At 63.6% G+C, this 22736-nt stretch carries 19 protein-coding genes; 11 read left to right on the top strand and 8 right to left on the bottom strand.

Annotated features, from left to right (window positions below):
* The first annotated feature begins 244 nt into the window (after positions 1-244).
* The 4 genes from BM222_RS20715 to BM222_RS20700 all read left to right on the top strand — a co-directional run bounded on the left by BM222_RS20715 (position 245) and on the right by BM222_RS20700 (position 5287).
* Positions 245-730 carry a (2Fe-2S)-binding protein gene (locus BM222_RS20715; RefSeq protein ID WP_092231135.1) on the top strand — a complete coding sequence of 162 codons (486 nt, stop codon included), beginning with the start codon at positions 245-247 and terminating at the stop codon, positions 728-730.
* A gap of 84 nt (positions 731-814) precedes the next feature.
* The gene (locus tag BM222_RS20710; protein ID WP_092231132.1) at positions 815-3157 is read left to right on the top strand and encodes a xanthine dehydrogenase family protein molybdopterin-binding subunit; all 2343 of its coding nucleotides are present in this window, start codon (positions 815-817) and stop codon (positions 3155-3157) included.
* 13 nt (positions 3158-3170) lie between these two features.
* On the top strand, positions 3171-3971 hold the full coding sequence (locus BM222_RS20705; RefSeq protein ID WP_092231129.1) for an FAD binding domain-containing protein: 801 nt from the start codon (positions 3171-3173) through the stop codon (positions 3969-3971).
* Positions 3972-4174: 203 nt separating this feature from the next.
* Positions 4175-5287 (top strand): CaiB/BaiF CoA transferase family protein, encoded by a 1113-nt coding sequence (locus tag BM222_RS20700; protein WP_092231121.1) that lies wholly within the window; start codon positions 4175-4177, stop codon positions 5285-5287.
* 113 nt (positions 5288-5400) lie between these two features.
* Here the strand turns inward: BM222_RS20700 and hppD are convergent, their stop codons facing one another.
* Entirely contained in the window at positions 5401-6519 is a 1119-nt protein-coding gene (gene hppD / locus BM222_RS20695) for a 4-hydroxyphenylpyruvate dioxygenase (protein WP_092231118.1), read from the bottom strand.
* A gap of 123 nt (positions 6520-6642) precedes the next feature.
* On the opposite strand from hppD, the gene BM222_RS20690 reads away from it, so the two are divergent.
* On the top strand, positions 6643-7122 hold the full coding sequence (locus BM222_RS20690; RefSeq protein WP_092231115.1) for an Lrp/AsnC family transcriptional regulator: 480 nt from the start codon (positions 6643-6645) through the stop codon (positions 7120-7122).
* Between the two features lie 72 nt (positions 7123-7194).
* Positions 7195-7506, top strand: coding sequence for a DUF1272 domain-containing protein (locus BM222_RS20685; protein WP_092231112.1), 312 nt, complete (start codon positions 7195-7197; stop codon positions 7504-7506).
* Positions 7507-7658: 152 nt separating this feature from the next.
* Here BM222_RS20685 and fahA read toward each other — a convergent pair whose 3' ends face one another.
* The 5 genes from fahA to BM222_RS20660 form a co-directional block, all read right to left on the bottom strand.
* Positions 7659-8933, bottom strand: a complete 1275-nt coding sequence (gene fahA, locus BM222_RS20680) for a fumarylacetoacetase (RefSeq protein ID WP_092231109.1) — start codon at positions 8931-8933, stop codon at positions 7659-7661.
* Positions 8934-9108: 175 nt separating this feature from the next.
* Complete coding sequence (hmgA, locus tag BM222_RS20675) at positions 9109-10455, bottom strand: homogentisate 1,2-dioxygenase (RefSeq protein ID WP_177243342.1); 1347 nt, start codon at positions 10453-10455, stop codon at positions 9109-9111.
* Between the two features lie 2 nt (positions 10456-10457).
* The gene (locus BM222_RS20670; RefSeq protein ID WP_092231103.1) at positions 10458-11414 is read right to left on the bottom strand and encodes an MBL fold metallo-hydrolase; all 957 of its coding nucleotides are present in this window, start codon (positions 11412-11414) and stop codon (positions 10458-10460) included.
* 21 nt (positions 11415-11435) lie between these two features.
* A complete protein-coding gene (locus BM222_RS20665; RefSeq protein ID WP_092231100.1) occupies positions 11436-11660 on the bottom strand; it encodes a DUF2783 domain-containing protein in 225 nt (74 codons plus the stop codon).
* Positions 11661-11682: 22 nt separating this feature from the next.
* A complete protein-coding gene (locus BM222_RS20660) occupies positions 11683-13314 on the bottom strand; it encodes an FAD-dependent oxidoreductase (RefSeq protein WP_092231097.1) in 1632 nt (543 codons plus the stop codon).
* Between the two features lie 110 nt (positions 13315-13424).
* Here BM222_RS20660 and BM222_RS20655 point away from each other — a divergent pair, with 110 nt between their 5' ends.
* Complete coding sequence (locus BM222_RS20655) at positions 13425-13967, top strand: MarR family winged helix-turn-helix transcriptional regulator (RefSeq protein WP_092231420.1); 543 nt, start codon at positions 13425-13427, stop codon at positions 13965-13967.
* A 123-nt stretch (positions 13968-14090) separates the two neighbouring features.
* On the opposite strand, the gene BM222_RS20650 is transcribed toward BM222_RS20655, so the two are convergent.
* A complete protein-coding gene (locus BM222_RS20650) occupies positions 14091-14897 on the bottom strand; it encodes an N-acyl homoserine lactonase family protein (RefSeq protein WP_092231418.1) in 807 nt (268 codons plus the stop codon).
* A gap of 368 nt (positions 14898-15265) precedes the next feature.
* On the opposite strand from BM222_RS20650, the gene BM222_RS20645 reads away from it, so the two are divergent.
* From BM222_RS20645 to BM222_RS20630, 4 genes are all read left to right on the top strand, one after another.
* Entirely contained in the window at positions 15266-16789 is a 1524-nt protein-coding gene (locus BM222_RS20645) for a caspase family protein (protein ID WP_092231094.1), read from the top strand.
* Between the two features lie 138 nt (positions 16790-16927).
* Positions 16928-17590: an OmpA family protein gene (locus BM222_RS20640; protein WP_177243341.1), complete on the top strand. Its 663-nt coding sequence runs from the start codon at positions 16928-16930 to the stop codon at positions 17588-17590.
* Between the two features lie 143 nt (positions 17591-17733).
* Positions 17734-18663, top strand: a complete 930-nt coding sequence (locus tag BM222_RS20635; RefSeq protein ID WP_092231089.1) for an efflux RND transporter periplasmic adaptor subunit — start codon at positions 17734-17736, stop codon at positions 18661-18663.
* Positions 18663-21806 (top strand): efflux RND transporter permease subunit, encoded by a 3144-nt coding sequence (locus BM222_RS20630; RefSeq protein ID WP_092231086.1) that lies wholly within the window; start codon positions 18663-18665, stop codon positions 21804-21806. The genes BM222_RS20635 and BM222_RS20630 overlap by 1 nt, the downstream gene beginning before the upstream one ends.
* Before the next feature lie 57 nt (positions 21807-21863).
* Here the strand turns inward: BM222_RS20630 and BM222_RS20625 are convergent, their stop codons facing one another.
* Positions 21864-22538 carry a Crp/Fnr family transcriptional regulator gene (locus tag BM222_RS20625; RefSeq protein ID WP_092231083.1) on the bottom strand — a complete coding sequence of 225 codons (675 nt, stop codon included), beginning with the start codon at positions 22536-22538 and terminating at the stop codon, positions 21864-21866.
* Positions 22539-22736 lie beyond the last annotated feature (198 nt).

Below are 22736 nucleotides of genomic sequence, written 5' to 3'. Positions count from 1 at the left end.
AAGGCGGTAAATTCGCCACGCCGTGCAATTCCAGGTGACGCCGGCCCACGAGCGACGGATGGGAATGACGGCTGGCATGCCAGGCCATCTTGTCCTCAGCTCCGCCTTTTCCGGGCAAGTTGTCGCGCCCTCGTCGGGATCGATGACTTGTCCATGACAGGCGCGACCAAAATCTTAGTTGCAAAGTTCCGGGTCGCTGGTCTCTAATTAGAAACAATCAAAATCATCCCGGGAGGACTACACCGTGTCTACAGTCAAACTGACGGTGAACGGCAAGGCCGTCGCCGTCGACGTCGAGGACCGCACGCTGCTGGTCCATCTCTTGCGCGACCATCTCAACCTCACCGGCACCCATGTCGGCTGCGACACCAGCCAGTGCGGGGCCTGCGTCGTCCACATCGACGGCAGGGCCGTGAAATCCTGCACCATGCTGGCCGGTCAGGCTGATGGTGCCAGCGTCACCACGATCGAAGGCATCGCCAAGGGGGACGAGCTGCATCCGATGCAGGCGGCCTTCCGCGACAATCACGGCCTTCAGTGCGGCTATTGCACCCCTGGCATGATCATGTCGGCGATCGACATCGTGCACCGCCATGGTGGCCAGCTCGACGAGACCACGGTCCGTCACGAGCTCGAAGGCAACATCTGCCGCTGCACCGGCTATCACAACATCGTCAAAGCCGTGCTGGATGCAGCCGGACGCATGAAGGTCTCGCAGGCGGCCGAGTAAAGCGGCTCGCCTCGAAAAAGACACTACCGCTGCCGCTTTCGAGGGAAAGCGCGGTCGAAACAATTCCGGTCGGGAGGACCAGACATGGGTGTTGAAGGCATCGGCGCGCGCGTCGTGCGCAAGGAAGACAAGCGTTTCATTACCGGCAAGGGCCGGTACGTTGACGACATCAAATTGCTGGGCATGACCCATGCCCATTTCATCCGCAGCCCGCATGCGCACGCCAAGGTGAAGAAGATCGATTCGTCCGCGGCGCTGAAGATGCCGGGCGTGGTCGCAGTGCTCACCGGAAAAGAACTCGTCGACGACAAGGTCGGCAATCTCATCTGCGGCTGGGCCATCACCTCCAAGGACGGCAGCCCCATGAAGATGGGCGCATGGCCGGCGATGGCGCCGGAAACGGTGCGCTTCGTCGGTCAGGCCGTCGCGGTCGTGATTGCCGACAGCAAGAATCTCGCGCGCGACGCTGCTGAAGCCGTCACCGTCGATTATGAAGAGCTTCCGGCCGTCGCCGACATTCACGCTGCGATCAAGTCAGGCGCACCGCAGCTTCACCCCGAAGCCGCCGGCAACCAGGTCTATGACTGGGTGCTCGGTGACGAGGCCGCGACCGATGCAGCCTTCGCCAAGGCCGCCAATGTCGTCAAGCTCGACGTCACCAACAACCGCCTCGCGCCCAACGCGATGGAGCCGCGCGCGGCGATCGCCGATTACGATGCGGCGGAGGAGCACTTCACGCTCTATACGACCTCGCAAAATCCACACGTCGCCCGCCTCGTGCTGTCGGCGTTCTACAACATCGCTCCCGAGCACAAGCTGCGCGTGATCGCCCCTGATGTCGGCGGCGGCTTCGGTTCGAAAATCTTCATCTACCCGGAAGAGATGGTGGCGCTGTGGGCCTCCAAGAAGGTCGGCCGTCCCGTGAAATGGACCGGCGACCGCACCGAGGCCTTCCTCACCGACGCGCATGGCCGCGACCATGTCACCCATGCCGAGATGGCGTTCGACGCCAACAACAAGATCACCGGCCTCAAGGTGAAGACCTACGCGAATTTCGGCGCCTACATGTCGCTGTTCTCGTCGTCGGTGCCGACCTATCTCTACGCGACGCTGCTGTCGGGCCAGTACAACATCCCGGCGATCCATGCCGAGGTGATCGGCGTCTACACCAACACCACGCCGGTCGATGCCTATCGCGGCGCGGGCCGCCCCGAGGCGAGCTATCTGATCGAACGTCTGATGGAGACGGCGGCTCGGCAGTTGAACGTCGATCCGGCCGTGCTGCGCCGGACCAACTTCATCACCCAGTTCCCGCATCAGACGCCCGTGATCATGGCCTATGACACCGGCGACTTCAACGCCTCGCTCGATGCCGCGATGAAGGCCATCGACTATGCCGGCTTCCCCGCACGCAAGGCCAAGGCGAAAGCCGACGGCAAGCTGCGCGGCATCGGCGTGTCCTGCTACATCGAGGCCTGCGGCATCGCGCCGTCGAAGGCGGTCGGCAGCTTAGGAGCTGGCGTCGGTCTATGGGAATCCGCGGAGGTGCGCGTCAATCCGGTCGGCACCATCGAGATCCTCACGGGCTCGCACAGCCACGGCCAGGGACACGAGACGACGTTCTGCCAGCTCGTCGCGGATCGCCTCGGGGTTCCCATCAGTCAGGTCTCGATCGTCCATGGCGACACCGACAAGGTGCAGTTCGGGATGGGCACCTACGGCTCGCGCTCGGCGGCCGTTGGTCTCACCGCGATCCTGAAAGCCATGGAGAAGATGGAATCCAAGGCCAAGAAGATCGCAGCCCATGCCCTCGAAGCCTCCGAGGCCGACATTGTCATCGAGAACGGCGAGTTCAAGGTGACAGGGACCGACAAGGCGATTGCGCTGCCGATGGTCGCGCTCGCGGCCTACACCGCGCACAATCTGCCTGACGGGATGGAGCCGGGCCTGAAGGAGAGCGCCTTCTATGACCCTTCCAACTTCACCTTTCCGGCCGGTGCTTACATCTGCGAGCTCGAGGTCGATCCCGGAACCGGCAAGACCTCCTTCGTCAACTTCGTGGCGGCCGACGATTTCGGCCGGCTGATCAACCCGATGATCGTCGAGGGCCAGGTCCATGGCGGCCTGGTTCAAGGTATCGGACAGGCGCTGCTCGAGCACGCCATCTACGACGGCAACGGCCAGCCGGTGACGGCCTCGTTCATGGACTACGCCATGCCGCGCGCCGACGATGTGCCCTCCTTCAACCTCTCCCACACCACGACGCTGTGCCCGGGCAATCCCCTGGGCATCAAGGGTTGCGGTGAGGCCGGCGCGATCGGCGCCTCCGCAGCCGTGATCAACGCGATCACCGATGCCATCGGCAAGAACAATCTGGAAATGCCCGCAACCCCTGACCGGGTGTGGCGCACGATCCACGCGGCTTAAGAGGAGGACGAAGATGTACCAGACCACCTATCATCGCGCATCCTCGGTCGACGAAGCCGCCAGCCTGTTCGGCAAGAGCAGCGAGGCGAAATTCCTTGCCGGCGGCCAGACGCTGCTGCCGGTGATGAAGCAGCGGCTCGCCAGTCCCTCCGACCTCATCGATCTCGGCAAGATCAAGGAGCTGCAGGGTGTCGAGTTGTCGGGCGACTTGCTGACCATCAAGGCCGCCACGACCTATTACGACATCATGACGAATGCCGATGTGAAAAAAGCGATTCCCGCAATCGCCTATCTCACCTCGGTACTGGGTGATCCCGCCGTGCGTTACCGCGGCACGATCGGCGGCTCGATCGCCAACAACGATCCGGCCGCGGACTTCCCGGCAGCGCTGCTCGCGCTTGCCGCGACCGTGCAGACCAACAAGCGGTCGATCTCGGCGGAAGATTTCTTCAAGGGCCTGTTCACCACGGCGCTTGAAGACGGCGAGATCATCACTGCCGTCTCGTTTCCGGTGCCTGCAAAAGCAGGTTACGAGAAGATGCGGCATCCCGCCTCGCGTTTCGCGCTGACCGGCGTGTTCGTTGCGCAGACGAAATCGGGTGAGGTCCGCGTCGCTGCGACCGGTGCCTCGCAGAACGGTGTCATGCGGGTGCCCGCGATCGAAGCCGCGCTGAAGACGAACTGGTCGCCGTCGGCGCTGGATAACGTCAGCATTCCCGCAAGCGGGTTGCTGGCGGACATCCACGGCACGGCGGAGTACCGCGCCAACCTCGTCAAGGTGATGGCGCAGCGCGCGGTGACCGCAGCAGGCTGAAATCTCGTTCTAGCGCCTCAACACAAATCTTCCGCGGCGCGCAGCAATGCGCGCCGCTTTTTTGATGCGCCCATGCATGAAAAGCGCTTGCCTCGCTGGCATGAAGGCGAGAAGAGTTAATCAGCCGATTAACTCGCCCAGAGAGGCATGTCGGAAGGCGCCTGCTGAACCACCGGCATCGCCCCGGCCAGAGGAAGCAACACGTGCTCGATAAACCCGCCCAAAACGCATCCGTTCGCACCTCCGGTCCGCTCGCCGGCTTTCGAATCGTCGAATTCGCAGGCATTGGACCCGGCCCGTTCGCCTGCATGATGCTGGCCGACATGGGTGCCGATGTGGTCACGCTGGACCGCGTCGGCGCGAAGAAGAGCATGAAGTCGGTGGCGGGGCGCGGTCGCAAGCTGATCGAACTCGATCTCAAGGACAAGGCGGCGATCGCACAGGTGCTCGAGCTGCTCGCCAGCGCCGACGCACTGGTCGAAGGTTTTCGCCCCGGCGTGATGGAGCGGCTCGGCCTCGGCCCTGACGTCGTGCTCGCGCGCAATCCAAAACTCGTCTACGGCCGCATGACCGGCTGGGGCCAGGAAGGGCCTCTCGCGAATGCCGCCGGCCACGACATCAACTACATCTCCATCACCGGCGCACTCGCCGCGATCGGCACCGAGGAAGCGCCAGTGCCGCCGCTCAACCTGGTCGGCGATTTCGGCGGCGGCGCGCTCTACCTCGTCGTCGGCGTGCTCGCCGCGCTGCTGGAAGCATCTAAATCCGGCAGGGGCCAGGTCGTCGATGCCGCGATGTGCGACGGCGCGGCATCGTTGATGTCGTTCTTCTTCGACATGAAGACGCTCGGCCGCTGGACCGAAGGCCGCAACCGGAATTTTCTGGACGGCGGTGCACACTTCTACGGCGTCTATGAATGCGCCTGCGGCCATTTCGTTTCGATCGGCTCGATTGAGCCGCAGTTCTACGCGTTGCTGCGAGAGCACGCTGGCCTGACCGATGCCGATTTCGACGCACAGATGGATCCCAAGGCGTGGCCTGCGCTGAAGGAAAAGCTGAAGGCCGTGTTCAAGAGCAAGACGCGCGAGGATTGGTGCAGGATCATGGAAGGCACCGACATCTGCTTCGCGCCTGTTCTGACCATGTCCGAAGCGACCGAGCACCCGCATATGGTCGCCCGCAATGTCTTCATCGAGCGCCACGGCGTGAAGCAGCCCGCGCCCGCGCCGCGCTTCTCGCGCACTCAGTCCACGGTCCGCGAGCCGGAAGGCGCCGAGATCTCCGCGGTGACGGCTGCGTGGAACGCGGGCCGCTAGGGCGCGCTTAAGGGTTGCAAGCAGGCACCATCCTGATCGGCGCCTAACGGCCGCAAGCCGGCGATGACGCTGACCATCTGGCCGATGGCGCTGGGCACCGGCATACGACGACTCTACGCCGCCGTATCGACCTTCAACACGCCGCGACGGATCTGGTCCTCCTCGATCGACTCGAACAGGGCCTTGAAATTGCCCTCGCCAAAGCCGTCGTCGCCCTTGCGCTGGATGAACTCGAAGAAGATCGGCCCGATCGCGTTCGCGGAGAAGATCTGCAGCAGCACCTTGGTCTGGCCACCGTCGACCACGCCTTCGCCGTCGATCAGAATGCCGTTCTTCCGGAGACGCGCAACGTCCTCACCATGATTCGGCAGACGCGTGTCGACCTTCTCGAAATAGGTGTCAGGCGGGGACGGCATGAACGGCAGGCCGGCTTCGCGCAGACCTTCGACGGTGCGATGGATGTCCCGGCAGCCGCAGGCGATGTGCTGAATGCCTTCGCCACGATACGTCGTCAGATATTCCTCGATCTGGCCGGAATCGCCGGCGTCCTCGTTGATCGGAATCCGGATCTTGCCATCCGGGCTGGTCAGCGCGCGGGAGAACAGGCCCGACGCTCGGCCCTCGATGTCGAAGAATCGGATCTGGCGGAAGTTGAACAGCTTTTCGTAGAAGCCGGTCCAGACATCCATCCGGCCGCGATGAACGTTGTGCGTGAGATGGTCGAGATAGAACAAGCCGGCGCCAGCCGGGCGCGGATCGCGTGCGCCCAGCCATTCGAACTCGGCATCATAGGCCGAGCCCTTGGCGCCGTAACGATCGACGAAATAGAGCAGACTGCCGCCGATGCCCTTGATCGCGGGCACATCCAGTGTCTTCTGCCCGGATGACGCTTCTGCAGGCTCTGCGCCGAGCGCAATCGCGCGGTCATACGCTGCCTTCGCATCGACGACGCGAAACGCCATCGACGGCGCGCAGGGGCCGTGCGCGGCGACGAACTCAGTACCATGGGTGCCGGGCTCCTCATTGACGAGATAGTTGATGTCGCCCTGGCGATAGACCGTGATCTTTTTGGTCTTGTGGCGCGCCACCGGCGCATAGCCCATTAGCTTGAACAGATCGTGCAGCTCTTGCGGATTGGGATGCGCGTATTCCACGAACTCGAACCCGTCGGTGCCCATCGGATTGTCGGCGCTCACCGTGGCTGGCGGTGCATCGTGCGGAAACGGTCCCATTGGCGGTTCTCCCAAATTGCTGCTGGCCGGAACTATCCTTCATTTGGCGCGCAATGAGCGTGCAAACGGAACGCCTTTCCGCTACCTTATGCACGATCCGTGCACATAATGGACCAATAGCGCATGATTCCCGTGGATGCCTTCGACCTCAGGATCCTGGGCGCGCTCCAGGACGATGGCCGCCTGACCAACCAGGAACTCGCCGACCTGGCAGGCCTCTCAGCCTCCCAATGCTCGCGGCGGCGGATGCGGCTGGAAGAAGAGAATGTGATCTCGGGCTATCACGCCGACCTCTCCAGCGAGGCGCTCGGCTTCGGCGTGGTCGCCTTCATCCAGGTCGGGCTTGCGACCCACTCGCCGGACAATTCAAAACGCTTCCGCGCGCTAGTGAACCGCATCGACGAGATCCAGGAGGCGTATTCGCTGACGGGCGACGCCGACTACGTGCTGAAAGCCGTGCTGCGCGACCTCAAGGACCTCTCCAACCTCGTCAACGACGTCCTGATGCCGCACCAGAGCGTGGCGCATGTGCGCTCCTCGATCGTGCTGGACAGGCTGAAGGAAAGCTCACGGCTGCCGCTGAAGGAAATCAAGCCCGGCTGAAATGGAGGGAAATGCGGCATTCGCGCGACGCGCGTGATCTGCGATGATCCGCGAGCTCCCGGAGATTCAATCATGGCCCTCCAGCTTCGACCGAACTGCGAATATTGCGATCGCGACCTGCCGCCTGACGCGATAGATGCGCGAATCTGCTCCTATGAATGCACGTTCTGTGCGGATTGCGTCGAGACCAAGCTCTCCAACGTCTGCCCGAACTGCGGCGGCGGCTTCGCACCACGGCCGATCCGGCCGACGCAGGAATGGCGGCCGGGCGTGTGCACGAGCAAGCAGGCGGCGTCGGACAAGCGTGTGCATTTGAAGTACAGCGTCGATGATGTCGCGGCGCATTGCGCGCGGGTCAAGGACGTGCCGCCGGAGAGGCGCTGAACTGTTTCCACGCCGTCATTGCGAGGAGCTCGCGACAAAATTGCGTAGCAATTTTGCGCTGATGCGACGAAGCATGCAGAAAACCCTCCGCGGAAGGATTCTGGATTGCTTCGCTTCGCTCGCAATGACGGAGGTTGTGGCAGCGATGCAGGCTACTCCGCCGGCAAGATCGTCCCCTCGACCTGGCCGAACCCGACGCGATAGCCGTTGCCCTGGCACCAGCCGCGCATGATGAGGCTGTCGCCGTCCTCCAGGAACGAACGTTTTGCGCCGCCGGGCAGTTCGACCGGCTCGGTGCCGTTCCAGCTGATTTCGAGCAAGCTTCCGCGCTGATTCTTCTCCGGACCCGAGATGGTGCCAGACCCCAAGAGATCGCCGACATTCATCGCGCAGCCGGACGAAGCGTGGTGCATCAGCTGCTGCACCGAGGACCAGTACATGTATTTGAAATTGGTGTGGCTGATGCCGGCGGGCGCATTCGCTCCGGCAGCGCGCAAGGAGACGTCGAGCTCCAGATCGTAGTTCTGCGGCTTGGTCTGCTTGAGGTAATCCAGCGGCATCGGCTCCTGCGCGGGCCCGTTCAGGCGGAACGGCTCCAGCGCCTCGCGCGTCACCACCCACGGGCTGATCGAGGTCGCAAAGGCCTTGGCGAGGAACGGGCCGAGCGGCACATATTCCCATTGCTGGATGTCGCGCGCGCTCCAGTCGTTGAGCAACACGAAGCCGAAGATCATCTCTTCGGCCCGGCTCTCCGTCAGCATGCCACCCATGGCTGAAGGCTGGCCAATCACAACGCCCATCTCCAGCTCGAAATCGAGCCGCTTGCATGGGCCGAAACTCGGCATATCGACATTCGGCGGTTTCAGCTGGCCGCGCGGGCGCTTCACCCTGGTGCCGGAGACGACAACGGTTGACGCACGGCCGTTATAGGCGATCGGCATATGCAGCCAGTTCGGCTGCAGCGCATTGTCCTTGCCGCGGAACATCACGCCGACATTGGTGGCGTGCTCTTTCGAGGAATAGAAATCGGTGTAGCCGGAGACCGCGAACGGAAGATGCAGCCTTGCATCGCGCATCGGCACCAGCGCCTGCCGGCGCAGTTCCTCGTTGTCGCGCAGCTCCGGATGATCGTGACGCAGCAGTTCGCTGATGCGCGACCGTGTCCTGGTCCAGACCTTTGGCCCGAGCGCCATGAAGGCATTCAGCGAAGGCCCGGAGAACACACCGAGCGCTCCGACATCGAGGCGAGAATCCTGCTCGAGCTCCCAGAGATCGAGCACGTAATTGCCGATCGCGACGCCGACGCGCGGCGTCGGGTTGGCCGCGGTCGAGAACACGCCATAGGGCAGGTTCTGGATCGGGAAATCGGAGGCGGGATCGATTTCGATGAAGGAGCGGAGGCTGGGATCGTTGGGGTGGGTTGTCACTTGCGGCTCGATTCTTTCTTCCTTCTCCCCTTGTGGGAGAAGGTGGCGCGAAGCGCCGGATGTGGGGTTGTCTCCGCAAACTCGAATGAGAGGTTTCCGCGCGGAGAGAACCCCTCACCCGTCTCGCCGCTCGCGCGGCGAGCCACCCTCTCCCACAGGGGGAGAGGGGAAGAAACTACGGCTTGTTCGGATCGAACCGCTTCTCCAGTCCTTTCCAGCAATCCGCATAATCGTCCTGCAGCGTCGCCGCCTTCGCGGCGTGCGCGGTGACACGCTGCGGGTAGCGGGTCTCGAACATGAAGGCCATGGTGCCCGTCAGCTTGACCGGCTTCAGCTCGCCGTTGCTGGCGTGGTCGAAGGCGTCGCGGTCGGGGCCGTGGGGCAGCATGCAATTGTGGAGCGAGATACCGCCTGGGACAAAGCCTTGCGGCTTGGCGTCGTAGACGCCGTAGATCAGGCCCATGAACTCGCTCATGATGTTCATGTGATACCAGGGCGGACGGAAGGTGTTGTCGGCGACCATCCACCGCTCGGGGAAGATGACGAAGTCGATGTTCGCGGTGCCCGCCGTCTCCGAGGGCGAGGTCAGCACCGTGAAGATCGAGGGATCGGGATGATCGAACCCGATCGCGCCGACCGGCGAGAATGTGCGCAGATCGTATTTGTAGGGCGCGTAATTGCCGTGCCAGGCGACGACGTCGACCGGCGAATGCGGTAGCGTCGTCTTGAACATCGAGCCGCCCCATTTCACGAACAGCTCGGTCGGCGTATCCTTGTCCTCGTAATTCGCAACCGGCGTGAGGAAGTCGCGCGCGTTGGCCAGGCAGTTGGCGCCAATCGGTCCGCGCTCCGGCAGCGTGAAGGCGCCGCCGTAATTTTCGCAGAGATAGCCACGCGCGGGACCATCAGGAATCTCGACGCGGAATTTGACGCCGCGCGGGATCACGACGATCTCGCCGGGCTCGGCGTCGATGCGGCCGAATTCGGTGACGAGGCGAAGATTGCCCTGCTGGAGCACGAACATCAGCTCGCCGTCGGCATTGTAGAAATGCTGGTCCACCATCGATTTGGTGATGAGGTAGACATGGGCGGCCATGCCGGCCTGCGTGTTCACGTCACCGGCTGTCGTCATGGTCTGCACGCCCTGGAGGAACGTCACCTCCTCTTTCGGCAACGGCGTCGGGTCCCAGCGCAGCTGGGCGATCGGCAGATCGTATTCGTGGCACGGCGCCGAGCGCCACAGACCTGCATCGGCCTTCTCGAAGCGTCCGGAATGTTTGACCGAGGGGCGGATGCGATAGAGCCAGGAGCGCTCATTGGTGCCACGCGGCGCCGTGAACGGCGAGCCCGACAGCTGCTCGGCGTAGAGGCCGTACGCGCAGCGCTGCGGCGAGTTCCGGCCGATCGGCAGCGCACCCGGCAGCGCCTCGGTCTCGAAACTGTTGCCGAAACCGGACATGTAGCCGGGCGTCACCTGGGCCGAGCTGCGAACGATCTGATCCGGCGAGGTATTGATGTTCATGACTATCCTCCTCCTTGCAAGGCGGCCCACATCTCCTGGTCACGCTTGTCGGTCCAGATCACGGGATCGTCGATGCCCGACGCCTCGTCATAGGCGCGCGACACGTTGAAGGGCAGGCAGTGCTCGTAGATGGCGAAGCTGTGGAATTTGGGATCCATCACCTCGCGCGTCGCCGCCATCGATTCCTTCAGTGTACGCCCCTTGGCGACGGAGACTTCGGCCGCGCCATAAAGCGAGGTGACGAAGTCGCGCGTCATCGCGATGGCTTCGCGTACCGTGGAGGTGCCCTTCAGTGCATCGCCGCGGCCCGGCGCGATCGCCTTGGGATTGAAGTTCCGGATCTCGTTCAGCGTCATCGGCCATTCGCGCAAGTGAGCGTCACCGCAATAGCAGGCCGAGTGATATTCGATGAGGTCGCCGGAGAACATCACCTCGGCATCCGGCACCCAGGCAACGATGTCACCGGAGGTATGACCGGCGCCCAGCTGCATCAGGCGCACCTCGCGCTTTCCCAGATAGATCGACATCTCGCCTTCAAAGGTCAGCGTGGGCCAGGTCAGTCCGGGAATGCTTTGCGCATCCTGGAACAGGCGGGGAAAGCGGCCGTATTCGGAATCCCAGTCCTGCTGCCCGCGCTCCTCGATCAGCCGATAAGTTTCCTGCGAGGCGACGATACCTTGCGCCTTGTAGGCGGAGGCGCCCAGCACCCGCACCGCATGATAATGCGACAGCACGACATATTTGATCGGCTTGTCGGTGACCGTCTTGACGCGCTCGATCACCTTGTTGGCCATCGCCGGCGTCGACTGGGCGTCAAACACGAGGCAGCCGTCGTCGCCGACGATGATGGCGGTATTCGGATCGCCCTCGGCGGTGAAGGCATAGAGATCGGTGCCGATCTCGGAGAAGGTGATCTTCTTCTCTGCGAGATCGCCGGTGGATGCGAAGTTCTTCGCCATCAGTTCATCCTCGAGTCCAGGTTATTGTTGTTGCTGTTGTTGCTGCTGCCCGTCGACCATGCGGCGCTTCGCCAGCACGAGCGCTTCCCGGAGCACGTCGATGTCGCCGATATGGTTGGCGAGGATCAGCACCAGAGCTGCGTCGAGATCGGCGCTCTGCTCGTCGCTGAGGCCGCGATGCGCTTCGACGATGGCGCGGAAAGCGTCGTCGGGCCGCGCAAAGTTGGAGCTGGTAGAGAGCGGCATATGAACCTCAATTCAGACCTTTTCAGTTCAGACCTGCAGCCCGGGACAGCGCCGCCGCGATCGCCTCACGGGTCGGGTGGCGGAAGCGCGCCGCGACATAGCCGTCGGGCCTCAGTAGGTAGGCAGAACCAGGCTCGGCGTCGTAGCGTCTGGCGACGAGGCCTTGGGAATCGGCGAGTCCGCCCTCGCCGCCGACGCGGATGTCTTTGATGTCATCGGGCACGTCGATCGCTGCGCCATTGCTGAACGACAGCAGGGTGAAGTCCGTTCCACCCTCACGGAACGCATCGGTCAGATAGGCCTGCTCGCCTACGGGGGCATCAAGCATCGAGCAGCCCGGCGACGGTCCACCGCGCCAGGCATCCGCATCACCCGACGACAGCGGCGAGTCATAGCTGCACGGCACCGAGAGCCGGCCGCCATTGACCATGCGCTTGCCGAACTCGGTCTCCTTGGCGAGCGACAGCACCGCCTGGCGCAGCCGCGCTTCCTGGTGCGAGTTCGGCGCCATGAAATCGGTCGAGCGGGTGGATTCGCGGATGTTCTCATCGGCCGCCAGGCTGCGCTCGACATGGTAGCTCTCGAGCAAGCTTGCCGGCGACGCGCCGCGCAGCACGCGATCAAGTTTCCAGGACAGGTTTTCAGCGTCCTCAAGCCCGGAATTGGCGCCCCGCGCGCCAAACGGTGAAACCTGATGTGCGGAATCGCCGGCAAAAATCACGCGGCCATGGATGAAGCGGTCCATCCGCCGACACTGGAATTTGTAGAGCGAGATCCATTCGAACTCGAACTTGTCGTGGCCGAGCATGCGCGCGATCCGCGGCCGCACATTCTCCGGCCTCTTCTCCACTGAGGGATCGGCATTGCGATTGAGCTGGAGATCGATGCGCCAGACGTCGTCGGGCTGCCGATGCAGCAGCGCGGAACGCCCTGCATGAAACGGCGGATCGAACCAGAACCAGCGTTCGGTCGGGAATTCCGCCGTCATCTTGACGTCGGCGATCAGGAATTGATCCTCGAACACCTGTCCGGCAAACTCGGCGCCGACCATCTGCCGCAGCGAAGAACGCGCGCCATCACAGGCGACGACATATTGCGCATGCAGGCGATAGGGGCCTTCGGGCGTTTCGATCGTCAGCGCGACAGAGTCGTTGCGCTGTTCGAGCGCCGACACCTTGTTGCGCCAGCGCAGATCGATTCCAGGCAAATCGCTGATGCGATCGACCAGATAGGCCTCGGCATAATATTGCTGGAGATTGATGAAGGCCGGCCGCTTGTGGCCATCCTCCGGCAGCAGGTTGAACTGATAGAGCTGGGACTCGCCATGGAAAATTCGGCCGACGCTCCACACCACGCCCTTGTCGACCATGCGGTCGGCGACGCCGAGCCGGTCCCAATATTCCAGCGACCGTTTCGAGAAGCAGATCGCGCGCGAGCCCTCGCCGATGCGGTCGGCATCATCCAGAAGGACGACGCGCTGACCGCGCTGGGCGAGATCGATCGCCAGCGACAAACCGACCGGGCCCGCGCCAACGACCACGACCGGGTGCTCGGCCGGACTTTGGCCCGGGCGATCCTGGTCGGAGTGGCGGCGATAGCCAAACTGGGTCTTCGCTTGAAAGGTCTTGGCCTGATGCGTATTGGCCGGCGCCATATACTAACCTCGGCTCTGGTCAGGAGCGGGCTGACCTGCTAGATAGTCTCATGTGCAACTATTTTGGACCGGCGCCGGCCGGCCGTCAACAGGAATTCGGAGCGCTCGCCGTGGCCAGGACATCCAGCGACATCGCGCTGAAGACAAGAGAAGCCGACGAGGCTTCGCCGCGGCCCAAATCGCGGCTCGACCTGTTCAAGTTCGTGCCGTTCCGCCTCAACCGGCTTGCAGCGGAGGTCAGTTCCGCGCTCGCGGTCGAGTATCAGGAGCGTCACGGCCTCGACATTCCGGCCTGGCGCGTGCTTGCCACGCTCGGTTTCCGCAACGATGCCTGCAGCGCGCAATACATCTCGCAATGTACTCGCACGCATAAGTCGACGATCAGCCGCGCGGTGACCACGCTGTTGCAAAACGGCCTGATCGAGCGCGTCGAGAACGAAGCCGACCGCCGCGAATTCCGCCTGCAACTGACGACGAAGGGTCGCGCGCTCTACGAGGAGCTGTTTCCGCAATTGCTGCGGCGGGAAGACGAGATCCTCGCATGCCTCACCGCGCAGGAGCGGAAGCAGCTCTCGACCCTGCTCGGCAAGATCGAGGGAAGCCTCGATCTGATCCAGACCAGCGAAGAGGCCGACGCCAAGCAGGCGTATTAGGTACTCTCCCTCATTCCGGGGCGCACGCAGCGCGAACCCGGAATCCATTTCAACTACGTCACCGGTGGCGCGATGGATTCCGGGCTCGCCGCTTTGCAGCAGCCCGGAATGACGGCTTCGCCGTCACTTCGCAAACGAACGCGACGGCGGGAGGTGCAGCGCCCAGGCATCGACCTTGTCGCTGGCGCGCGGATAGATATCGGTCACGACAGGATCGTGGCCGGGAATGTAGCGATCGGGATGCCCGGCGAGGCGTTCGATCGTCTCCCAGCCGACCGCCATGTCACCCACATTGTAGACGATCGGAAACGGGCTGCGGCGTTGCAGATTGGCGTAGTAGTGCGCGGCATCGGATGCCAGCACCACCGGCCCGCGCGCCGTCTCGACCCTGACCACCTGCAAACCATCGGAATGGCCGCCGACGCGGTGCACAGTCACGCCGGGCGCGACCTCGCCGTCGCCCGAATAGAAGGTGACGCGCTCGCCATAGACATGGCGCACCATCAGGGTGACGTGCTCGACCGAGAATGGATGTCGCAGCAGTCCATTGCACATGCAGCGACCCGTCGCATAGGCCATCTCACGCTCCTGGAGATGAAAGCGCGCATTCGGGAAGCGATCGAGATTGCCGGCGTGATCGTAATGCAGATGCGTCACGATAACGTCGCGGATACCCGACGCCGCGACGCCAAAACGCTCCAGCGCATCGACCGGATTGAGCGTCAGTTTTCGCGCGCGCGAGGTCGCCTCCTCGGCATTGAAGCCGGTATCGACCAGGATCTCGCGGCCCTGCCCGCGGATCAGCCAAACGAAGTAGTCGAGATCCTGCGCCGCGCTGTCATGCGGGTCGGGCGCCAGAAAATTCATGCTGGGGGTGCGTGGCGACATCGTCGCATAGCGCAGGGCGTAGATTTCGTAAGCGTTTCCCATGGGCTCAATTCCGGCTTTTGTTTTTTCTGAGCGGACCTTGCGCACCAAGCCATCGCCCGCGGCAAAGGTCAAACGTCCGAGGTTGTGGCGACGCGAGCCCCAATGTGAGACCAAATCACGTTTTCGTCGCGAGAAGCGGTCTAACATGGGCCGCCGGAACCCCGAATGGGAACGCGCCGAGGAGAATCGTGACCGCTCAATTATTCCCCTCGCAGCGGACCTGCGCGTCGCGGTCAATTGTCGCGATAGTGCCGAATCTCCAAGTGGTTGACGCCCCCACTCGCCGGTCTGATAATGCACTTTGCGTAGGTTAAGGTCGCCGCGGCGCAAGCTGGGAACGGCGCCTTTTTGGCTGGACCGGGCTGATTATGAAAATTCGCTTCCTTCTTCTTCTGCCCTTGCTCGCCTCGCTTTTCCCGACCGCTCCCTCGCTTGCGGCCAGCGACCGCTATGCACTGGTGATCGGCAATGCCAAATATCCCGATGCCGACAGCCCGCTGAAGGAGCCGATCAATGACGCCCGCGACGTCGCCGATGAGCTCAAGCGGGATGGCTTTACGGTCGAGGTCGGCGAGAACCTGACTGGCGAGGGCATGCGTCGCGCCTTCGACAAGCTCTATGGCAAGATCAAGCCGGGCTCGGTCGCCCTCTTGTTCTACAGCGGGTTCGGCATCCAGTCGGCGCGCCAGAGCTATATGATCCCGATCGATGCGCAGATCTGGACCGAGTCCGACGTCCGCCGTGACGGTTTCAGCATCGAAGCCATCCTGGGCGAGCTCAACACCCGCGGCGCCGGGGTCAAGATCGCGCTGATCGATGCCTCCAGGCGCAACCCGTTCGAACGCCGGTTCCGCAGCTTTTCGGCCGGTCTCACGCCTGTCATCGCGCCGAACGGCACGCTGGTGATGTATTCGGCCGCGCTGGCATCGGTGGTATCGGACGCAGGCGGCGATCACAGCCTGTTCGTCCAGGAGCTGCTCAAGGAAATCCGCGTCCCGGACCTGATGGCCGAGGAAACGCTGAACCGCACCAAGATGGGCGTCACCCGCGCCTCGCGCGGCGAGCAGGTGCCGTGGATCTCGTCCTCGCTTGCGGAGGATTTCTCGTTCATTCCGGGAGCCGGCGGATCGCACCCGGCCGCAACGACACCGCCGCCGGCGCCCCCCGCGCCGCCGCCTCCTGCGGTCGCCAATAACCCGCCGCCAAATCCACCCGCCCCACCGCCTGCCCCGGTGGCTGCGAACAATCCGCCCGCGCCGCCAGCGCCTCCGTCGCCACCCCCGCCGGCGAAACCGCAGGTCGAGGCCGCGCTGCCTCCGCCGCCCCCACCGGTCAAACCGGCCGAGCTCGCCCCGGTGCCGAACGCCGATGGCGGGCCGAGCGCGGCCACGCTGGCTGAAGATCCCACCATCAAGGGCCTGACGGCCAAGATCGCCGCCAATCCTGACGACGTGAATGCGCTGTACCGGCGCGGCCAGGTCTATGCCAGCAAAGGGGCGTACAATCTCGCCATCAAGGATTTCGACGACACGCTCCGGATCAATTCAAAGGATGTCGAGGCGCTGAATAACCGCTGCTGGACCCGCACCGTGGTCGGCGACCTGCAGGGCGCCCTGAAGGATTGCAACGAGGCGCTGCGGCTGCGGCCGAATTTCGTCGACGCGCTGGATAGCCGGGGCCTCGTGAACCTCAAATCCGGCGCGGCAAAGAACGCCATTGCCGACTTCGACGCAGCGCTGAGGATCAATCCGCGCCTGACCTCCTCGCTCTACGGCCGCGGCGTGGCCAAGCAGCGCAACGGTTCGACCCAGGAAGGCGCGCTTGACATCGCCAATGCCAAGGCGATGGATCCGAACATCGTGCAGGAATTCGCAAGCTACGGAGTGCGTTGATATTTTTTGATTTGGGGCGGGCGGCGCTCGAACCCCTGGCGATCCGGCCAAGACTAACCGAACGGATGCCGCTGGCGTTGCCGTGGGCCTGTCGCCGAGGTTTTGGAACAGCGCGGGCTCGCGCAGGAGGGACTGACAATGAGATCGGCTGGAAAAGGACTGACAGCGATTCTGTCCATCATCACCCTCGGTGCCGCGCTGTCGCTGGCACCAGCCTTCGCCGGCGATGACGGCAACGGCAGGAACGTCACGGAGAACGAGATCGTCCGGGCCCTGGCGCCGCAGAAGAAGCCCCTGACCCGCGGCCTCTCGATCGCCCCTCAAGCCGATCCCGCGCCGAATCCGGCGGAAACCAAGCTGATCCAGTCCGTCCGCGGTCGTGCCACGCGCTCGCTTTCCTCGACCGAGCGCGAGGAGATCGCAACCGCAGCCAAGGACAAGCCGAATATCGATCTCGAAATCACCTTCGACTACAACTCGGCCGATATCAGCGCCAAGTCACTACCGTCGGTGCAGGCACTGGGCCGCGCCCTGACCAGCCCCGATCTGAAGGGCTCGACCTTCGTGGTCGCCGGCCACACCGACGCCGCCGGCGGCGAGAGCTACAATCAGGAGCTCTCTGAACGCCGCGCGGATTCGATCAAGCGCTATCTGGTCGAGAAATACAGCATCGCCGCCACCGACCTCGTCACCGTGGGCTATGGCAAGAGCAAGCTGAAGGATCCGACCCAGCCGATGGCGGAGGTGAACCGCCGCGTGCAGGTCGTGAATATGGAAAACAAGACCACCGCATCGAAGTGACCACGACGTAACCCGTTGCAGTGACAAGTCGTGATGTGGTGTAAGGTCTTGTTCCCGGCGCGCGTCCCCCAGTCCTGCGGGACGCCGCTTCGTATCAGGGAAACCCGCTCCACAACCCCGAGCCAGGCCAGGATGATCCGGCGATGAACGTCTCCGAATATCTCAAGCCTGCGGGTACCGTGGCGTTCATCCTTGCGCTCGGCGTCGGCTATTACTGGTTCGAGCATCGGCATCGTCCCGAGGCGAAGGAGACGCCGGGCGAGGCGCTCGTCATCGTGACGAAGTCGACCAATGCCTGCTTCTCCGACCTCGTGCGGGTGACAGGTTTCTTCGTGCCGCGGCGTGAGGCCGTGGTCATCGTCGACCAGGAAGGATCGAAGGTCACCGACCTCTTCGTCACCGAGGGCACTGTCGTCACCGACAACCAGGAGCTGGCGCGCCTGACGGCGCCGCCGCAGATTCCCGGTCAGCCGCAGAGGCCGGCCCCGCAGGGGCCGATCTCGCTGAAGGCGCCCGCACCGGGCCTCATCACGGAAGTGCGGACCATCGTCGGTGCGCCGGCCTCGCCGCAAGCCGGACCGATGTTCCGTATCGCCGTCAACAACGAGATCGAGCTGGATGCGCAGGTCCCGGCCGTGCACATGCCGAAGCTCAGCCCGGGAGCGACGGTGCGGATCAGCCGCGACGATGCCGCCGATCTGATTGGCCGGGTCCGGCTGGTCGCGCCCGAGATCGACCGTGCCACGCAGCTCGGCCGCGTCCGTATCAGCGTCACCAACAATCCTTCGCTGAAGGTCGGCGTGTTTGCCCGCGCCTCGATCGACGCCAAGCGAAGCTGCGGCGTCGCCGTCCCCAAGACCGCGATCGACCATCTGACCGTGCAGGTGGTCAAGGGCAACACCGTCGAGACGCGGAGGGTGCGCGTCGGGCTGACATCCGACAGCCAAACGGAAATCCTGGAAGGGGTCGAAGTCGGCGAAATCGTCGTGGCCGACGCCGGCTCTTCGCTCCATGACGGCGACCAGATCAAGACCATGTTCGCCGATGAACTCGATCGCACGCGGGTACGCTGATGGCTCTCAATATCTCGGCATGGTCGATCCGTAATCCGCTGCCATCGGTGGTCTTTTCGATCATCCTCCTGATGCTCGGCTGGATCTCCTTCACCAAGCTCGCGATCACGCGACTGCCCTCGGCCGACATTCCCGTGATTTCGGTCGCTGTGGCGCAGTTCGGCGCAGCGCCCGCAGAGCTCGAATCCCAGGTCACCAAGACGGTCGAAGACGCCGTTTCCGGCGTCGAGGGCGTGCGGCACATCACGTCCTCGATCACCGATGGCGTGTCAGTCACCACCATCCAGTTCGCGCTGGAGACCAACACCGACCGTGCGCTCAACGACGTCAAGGACGCGGTGACCCGCGTGCGCTCGAACCTGCCGCAAAACGTGACCGAGCCGCTGATCCAGCGCGTCGACGTGATCGGCCTGCCGATTGTAACCTATGCCGCGATCTCGCCGGGCAAGACGCCGGAGCAGCTCTCCTATTTCGTCGACGACGTGGTCAAGCGCGCGCTGCAGGGCGTGCGCGGCGTCGCCCAGGTCGAGCGCATCGGCGGTGTCGAACGTGAGATCCTGGTTTCGCTCGATCCTGATCGCCTGCAGGCGATGGGGCTGACTGCCGTCAATGTCAGCCAGAGCCTGCGCGGCACCAATGTCGACGTCGCCGGCGGTCGTGCCGAGATCGGCAAGAACGACCAGGCCATCCGGACTCTGGCCGGCGCCAAGACTCTCAGCGACCTGACGGGCACCATGGTCCCGCTGTTCGGCGGCGGCGAGGTCCGTCTCGACGATCTCGGCACCGTGACCGACACCATCGCCGACCGTCGTACCTTCGCCCGCTTCAACGGCGAGCCGGTGGTCGCGCTCGGCATCAAGCGGTCCAAGGGCGCCAGCGACGTGAAGGTCGCCGCAGCCGTGCAGAAGCGCATCGACGCGCTCAAAGCCGCCTATCCCGATGTCGACCTGAAGCTGATCGATACCTCGGTGGACTACACCAACGGCAATTACGAAGCGGCGATCTCGACGTTGTTCGAGGGCGCCATTCTCGCCGTCGTCATCGTGCTGCTGTTCCTGCGCGACTTGCGCGCCACCATGATTGCCGCGGTCTCGCTGCCGCTGTCGATCTTCCCGGCCTTCTGGGCGATGGACATCCTCGGCTTCTCGCTCAACCTCGTCAGCTTCCTCGCCATCACGCTATCGACAGGTATCCTGGTCGACGACGCCATCGTCGAGATCGAGAACATCGTGCGGCACATGAACATGGGTAAATCGCCCTATCGTGCCGCCCTCGAAGCCGCCGACGAAATTGGCCTCGCGGTGATCGCGATCTCGCTGACCATCATCGCGATCTTCGCGCCCGCGAGCTTCATGTCGGGTATCGCGGGGCAATTCTTCAAGCAGTTCGGCATCACGGTCTCGGTGCAGGTGTTCTTCTCGCTGCTTGCGGCGCGGTTCGTGACGCCGATGCTCGCCGCCTATTTCCTCAAGCATCACGCGCACGAAGAGCCGCCACCCGGCCGCATCCTGCGCACCTATCACGGCGTCGTCTCGTGGTCGGTGAAGCATTATTTCATCACCGTGCTGATCGGCTTCGGCATCTTCGCCGCCTCGATCTGGAGCATCACGCTGCTGCCGCAGGGCTTCCTGCCGGCGCAGGATAGCGCGCGCTCGCTGCTGGCCCTCGAACTGCCGCCGGGCACGCAGCTCGCCTACACCGAAAAGGTCACCGAGGACATCGTCGCGCGCCTGCGCAAGCGGCCGGAGGTGAAAAGCATCTTCGTCGATGGCGGCCGCGTTCCACCGGGTACCCAGGAAGTCCGGCGCGCTTCGTTGATCATCAACTACACGCCCAAGAACGACCGCAAGATCACCCAGCGCGAGCTCGAATTCTCGATCAGTCAGGAACTGGAGAACGTTCCCGATATCCGGTTCTGGTTCCTCGACGAGAACGGATTGCGCGCGATCTCGCTGGTGGTGACCGGTGTCGATGCCAACATCGTCAACAACGTCGCCAGTGAACTCGCGACGCAGATGAAGCGAATTCCGACCATCTCCGACGTGATCTCGGAGACGTCGCTGGAACGTCCCGAACTGCGCATCGAGCCGCGCGCCGATCTCGCCGCGCGACTGGGCGTCTCGACCGAAAGCCTCTCGCAGACCATCCGTGTCGCGACGATCGGCGATGTCGGTCCGGCGCTCGCCAAGTTCGACGTCGGCGACCGTCTTGTGCCGATCCGCGTGCAGCTCGAGGACGCGGCGCGCGGCAATCTGAAGACGCTCGAGCAGTTGCGCGTTCCGCTCGGCGAGCATGGCGAGAAGGGCGGTGTCCCGCTCTCGGTCATCGCGGACGTCAAGCTCGACCAGGGTCCGACCAGCATCAACCGCTACGACCGCGAGCGGCAGGCAACCGTCGCTGCCGATCTCGTCGGCAGCGCGGCACTCGGCGACGCCACCAAGAAGATCTACGATCTCCCCGTCATGAAGAGCCTGCCGAAGGGCGTGAAGGTCTCTCCCTCCGGCGACGCCGAAAGCCTCAACGAACTGTCCGACGGGTTCGCCACTGCGATCACGGCCGGCCTGATGATGGTCTATGCGGTGCTGGTGCTGCTGTTTGGCACTTTCCTGCAGCCGATCACCATCCTGTTCTCGCTTCCGCTCTCGATCGGCGGTGCGATCGCGGCCTTGCTCGTCACCGGCAAGCAGCTCACCACGCCGGTCTGGATCGGCATCCTGATGCTGATGGGCATCGTGACCAAGAACGCGATCATGCTGGTGGAATTCGCGATCGAATCCGTCAATACCGGCAAGCCGCGCGACGAGGCGATGATCGACGCCGGCATGAAGCGCGCCCGTCCGATCGTGATGACCACGATCGCAATGGCGGCCGGCATGATGCCGAGCGCGCTCGCGGTCGGTGCCGGCGGCGAGTTCCGCTCGCCGATGGCGCTCGCGGTGATCGGCGGCCTGATCTTCTCGACCATCCTCTCGCTGGTGTTTGTGCCGGCAATGTTCATGGTGATGGACGATTTCGGCGCCCTGATCTGGCGCTTCGGCAAGCGGCTGATCGTGCACGGCGAAGACGCCGAGAGCAGCGGCCACCGTGACGCCGCGGATACGGCGCATGCGCCGAAGCGCATCGTGCACCCGGCGGCGGAGTAAGCGCGCTCTGCAGAAGCCGTCGCAGCGCGACGAAAGTCTTCGCCGCGATGCTTCGTCCTACTCGTTCCGCGCGATCGCGGTCAGCTTGGACATGTTCCGAAGCAGGATGCGGCCGCGCTGGAGATCGAGGATCGCTTCCTTGCGCCAGGCCTGAAGCTGGCGGTTGACGCTCTCGCGAGCGGCGCCGACGAAGACGCCGAGCTGCTCCTGCGAGATGTGGACTTCGGAACCGAAATCGGCGCCAAGCGCGCAGAGCCGCCGCGCCAGCCGCACCGGCAAAGGCTGCAACATCGACTCTTCCATGCGTTCACTCTGCCAGCGAACGCGCTGGCACAGCAGCGCGATGATCTTGATCGCGACCTTTGGCTCACGTTCGAGGAAAGCAAGAAAGTCTTCGCGCCGCAACACGAACAATTCGCTGGCTTCACCGGCGGTCGCATCCGCAGTGCGGCTCTGGCCGTCGAGCACCGCGACCTCTCCGAACAGATCGCCCGGTCCCATGAAGTTCAGCGTCAGCCGGCTGCCATCGGACGCGCCAGTCTCGATGCGGACCTGACCACGGCGCACGCCGAACAGCGCGTCTCCCGCATCGCCCTTCTGGAACAACACCTCGCCATTTGCCAGATGCTGGGTGTGGCAAAGATTGGCCAGCCGCTGGAGCTCGTCCGGACCGAGGTCGGCGAACATGGCATTCATTTTCAGAATGACCGCAAATTCGGCCTGCTTGCTCATTTCAACGTCCTTGTGAATCGCTTCGGCAAATCGCTTGGCAGCATCGACGTCAGAATCGCGTAAAACCGCGCGGGGAAGTGTGTCATAAGTCACATAACTTTGCAGCACCTCCCGACTATTTTTAGCCGCTTGGAGCGGTCTCCCGTCCCGGGATAAACTCAGGCGAATGGACGGCAACCGGCCGGTTTCGACGCTGCA

This window comes from Bradyrhizobium sp. Gha, assembly GCF_900113735.1.
Classification (GTDB): domain Bacteria; phylum Pseudomonadota; class Alphaproteobacteria; order Rhizobiales; family Xanthobacteraceae; genus Bradyrhizobium.
Note: the sequence above shows the minus strand (reverse complement) of the source record. Positions and strands in the feature narration are given on the sequence as shown.

Excerpts from the sequence above, each read along its gene's own strand:
- BM222_RS20635 (WP_092231089.1), top strand. The coding sequence starts at position 17,734 with ATGAACGTCTCCGAATATCTCAAGCCTGCGGGTACCGTGGCGTTCATC.
- BM222_RS20650 (WP_092231418.1), bottom strand. The coding sequence starts at position 14,897 with ATGGGAAACGCTTACGAAATCTACGCCCTGCGCTATGCGACGATGTCG.
- BM222_RS20705 (WP_092231129.1), top strand. The coding sequence starts at position 3,171 with ATGTACCAGACCACCTATCATCGCGCATCCTCGGTCGACGAAGCCGCC.
- hmgA (WP_177243342.1), bottom strand. The coding sequence starts at position 10,455 with ATGAACATCAATACCTCGCCGGATCAGATCGTTCGCAGCTCGGCCCAG.
- BM222_RS20645 (WP_092231094.1), top strand. The coding sequence starts at position 15,266 with ATGAAAATTCGCTTCCTTCTTCTTCTGCCCTTGCTCGCCTCGCTTTTC.
- BM222_RS20670 (WP_092231103.1), bottom strand. The coding sequence starts at position 11,414 with ATGGCGAAGAACTTCGCATCCACCGGCGATCTCGCAGAGAAGAAGATC.
- BM222_RS20685 (WP_092231112.1), top strand. The coding sequence starts at position 7,195 with ATGGCCCTCCAGCTTCGACCGAACTGCGAATATTGCGATCGCGACCTG.
- BM222_RS20625 (WP_092231083.1), bottom strand. The coding sequence starts at position 22,538 with ATGAGCAAGCAGGCCGAATTTGCGGTCATTCTGAAAATGAATGCCATG.
- BM222_RS20665 (WP_092231100.1), bottom strand. The coding sequence starts at position 11,660 with ATGCCGCTCTCTACCAGCTCCAACTTTGCGCGGCCCGACGACGCTTTC.
- BM222_RS20690 (WP_092231115.1), top strand. The coding sequence starts at position 6,643 with ATGATTCCCGTGGATGCCTTCGACCTCAGGATCCTGGGCGCGCTCCAG.
- BM222_RS20710 (WP_092231132.1), top strand. The coding sequence starts at position 815 with ATGGGTGTTGAAGGCATCGGCGCGCGCGTCGTGCGCAAGGAAGACAAG.
- hppD (WP_092231118.1), bottom strand. The coding sequence starts at position 6,519 with ATGGGACCGTTTCCGCACGATGCACCGCCAGCCACGGTGAGCGCCGAC.
- BM222_RS20660 (WP_092231097.1), bottom strand. The coding sequence starts at position 13,314 with ATGGCGCCGGCCAATACGCATCAGGCCAAGACCTTTCAAGCGAAGACC.
- BM222_RS20640 (WP_177243341.1), top strand. The coding sequence starts at position 16,928 with ATGAGATCGGCTGGAAAAGGACTGACAGCGATTCTGTCCATCATCACC.
- BM222_RS20630 (WP_092231086.1), top strand. The coding sequence starts at position 18,663 with ATGGCTCTCAATATCTCGGCATGGTCGATCCGTAATCCGCTGCCATCG.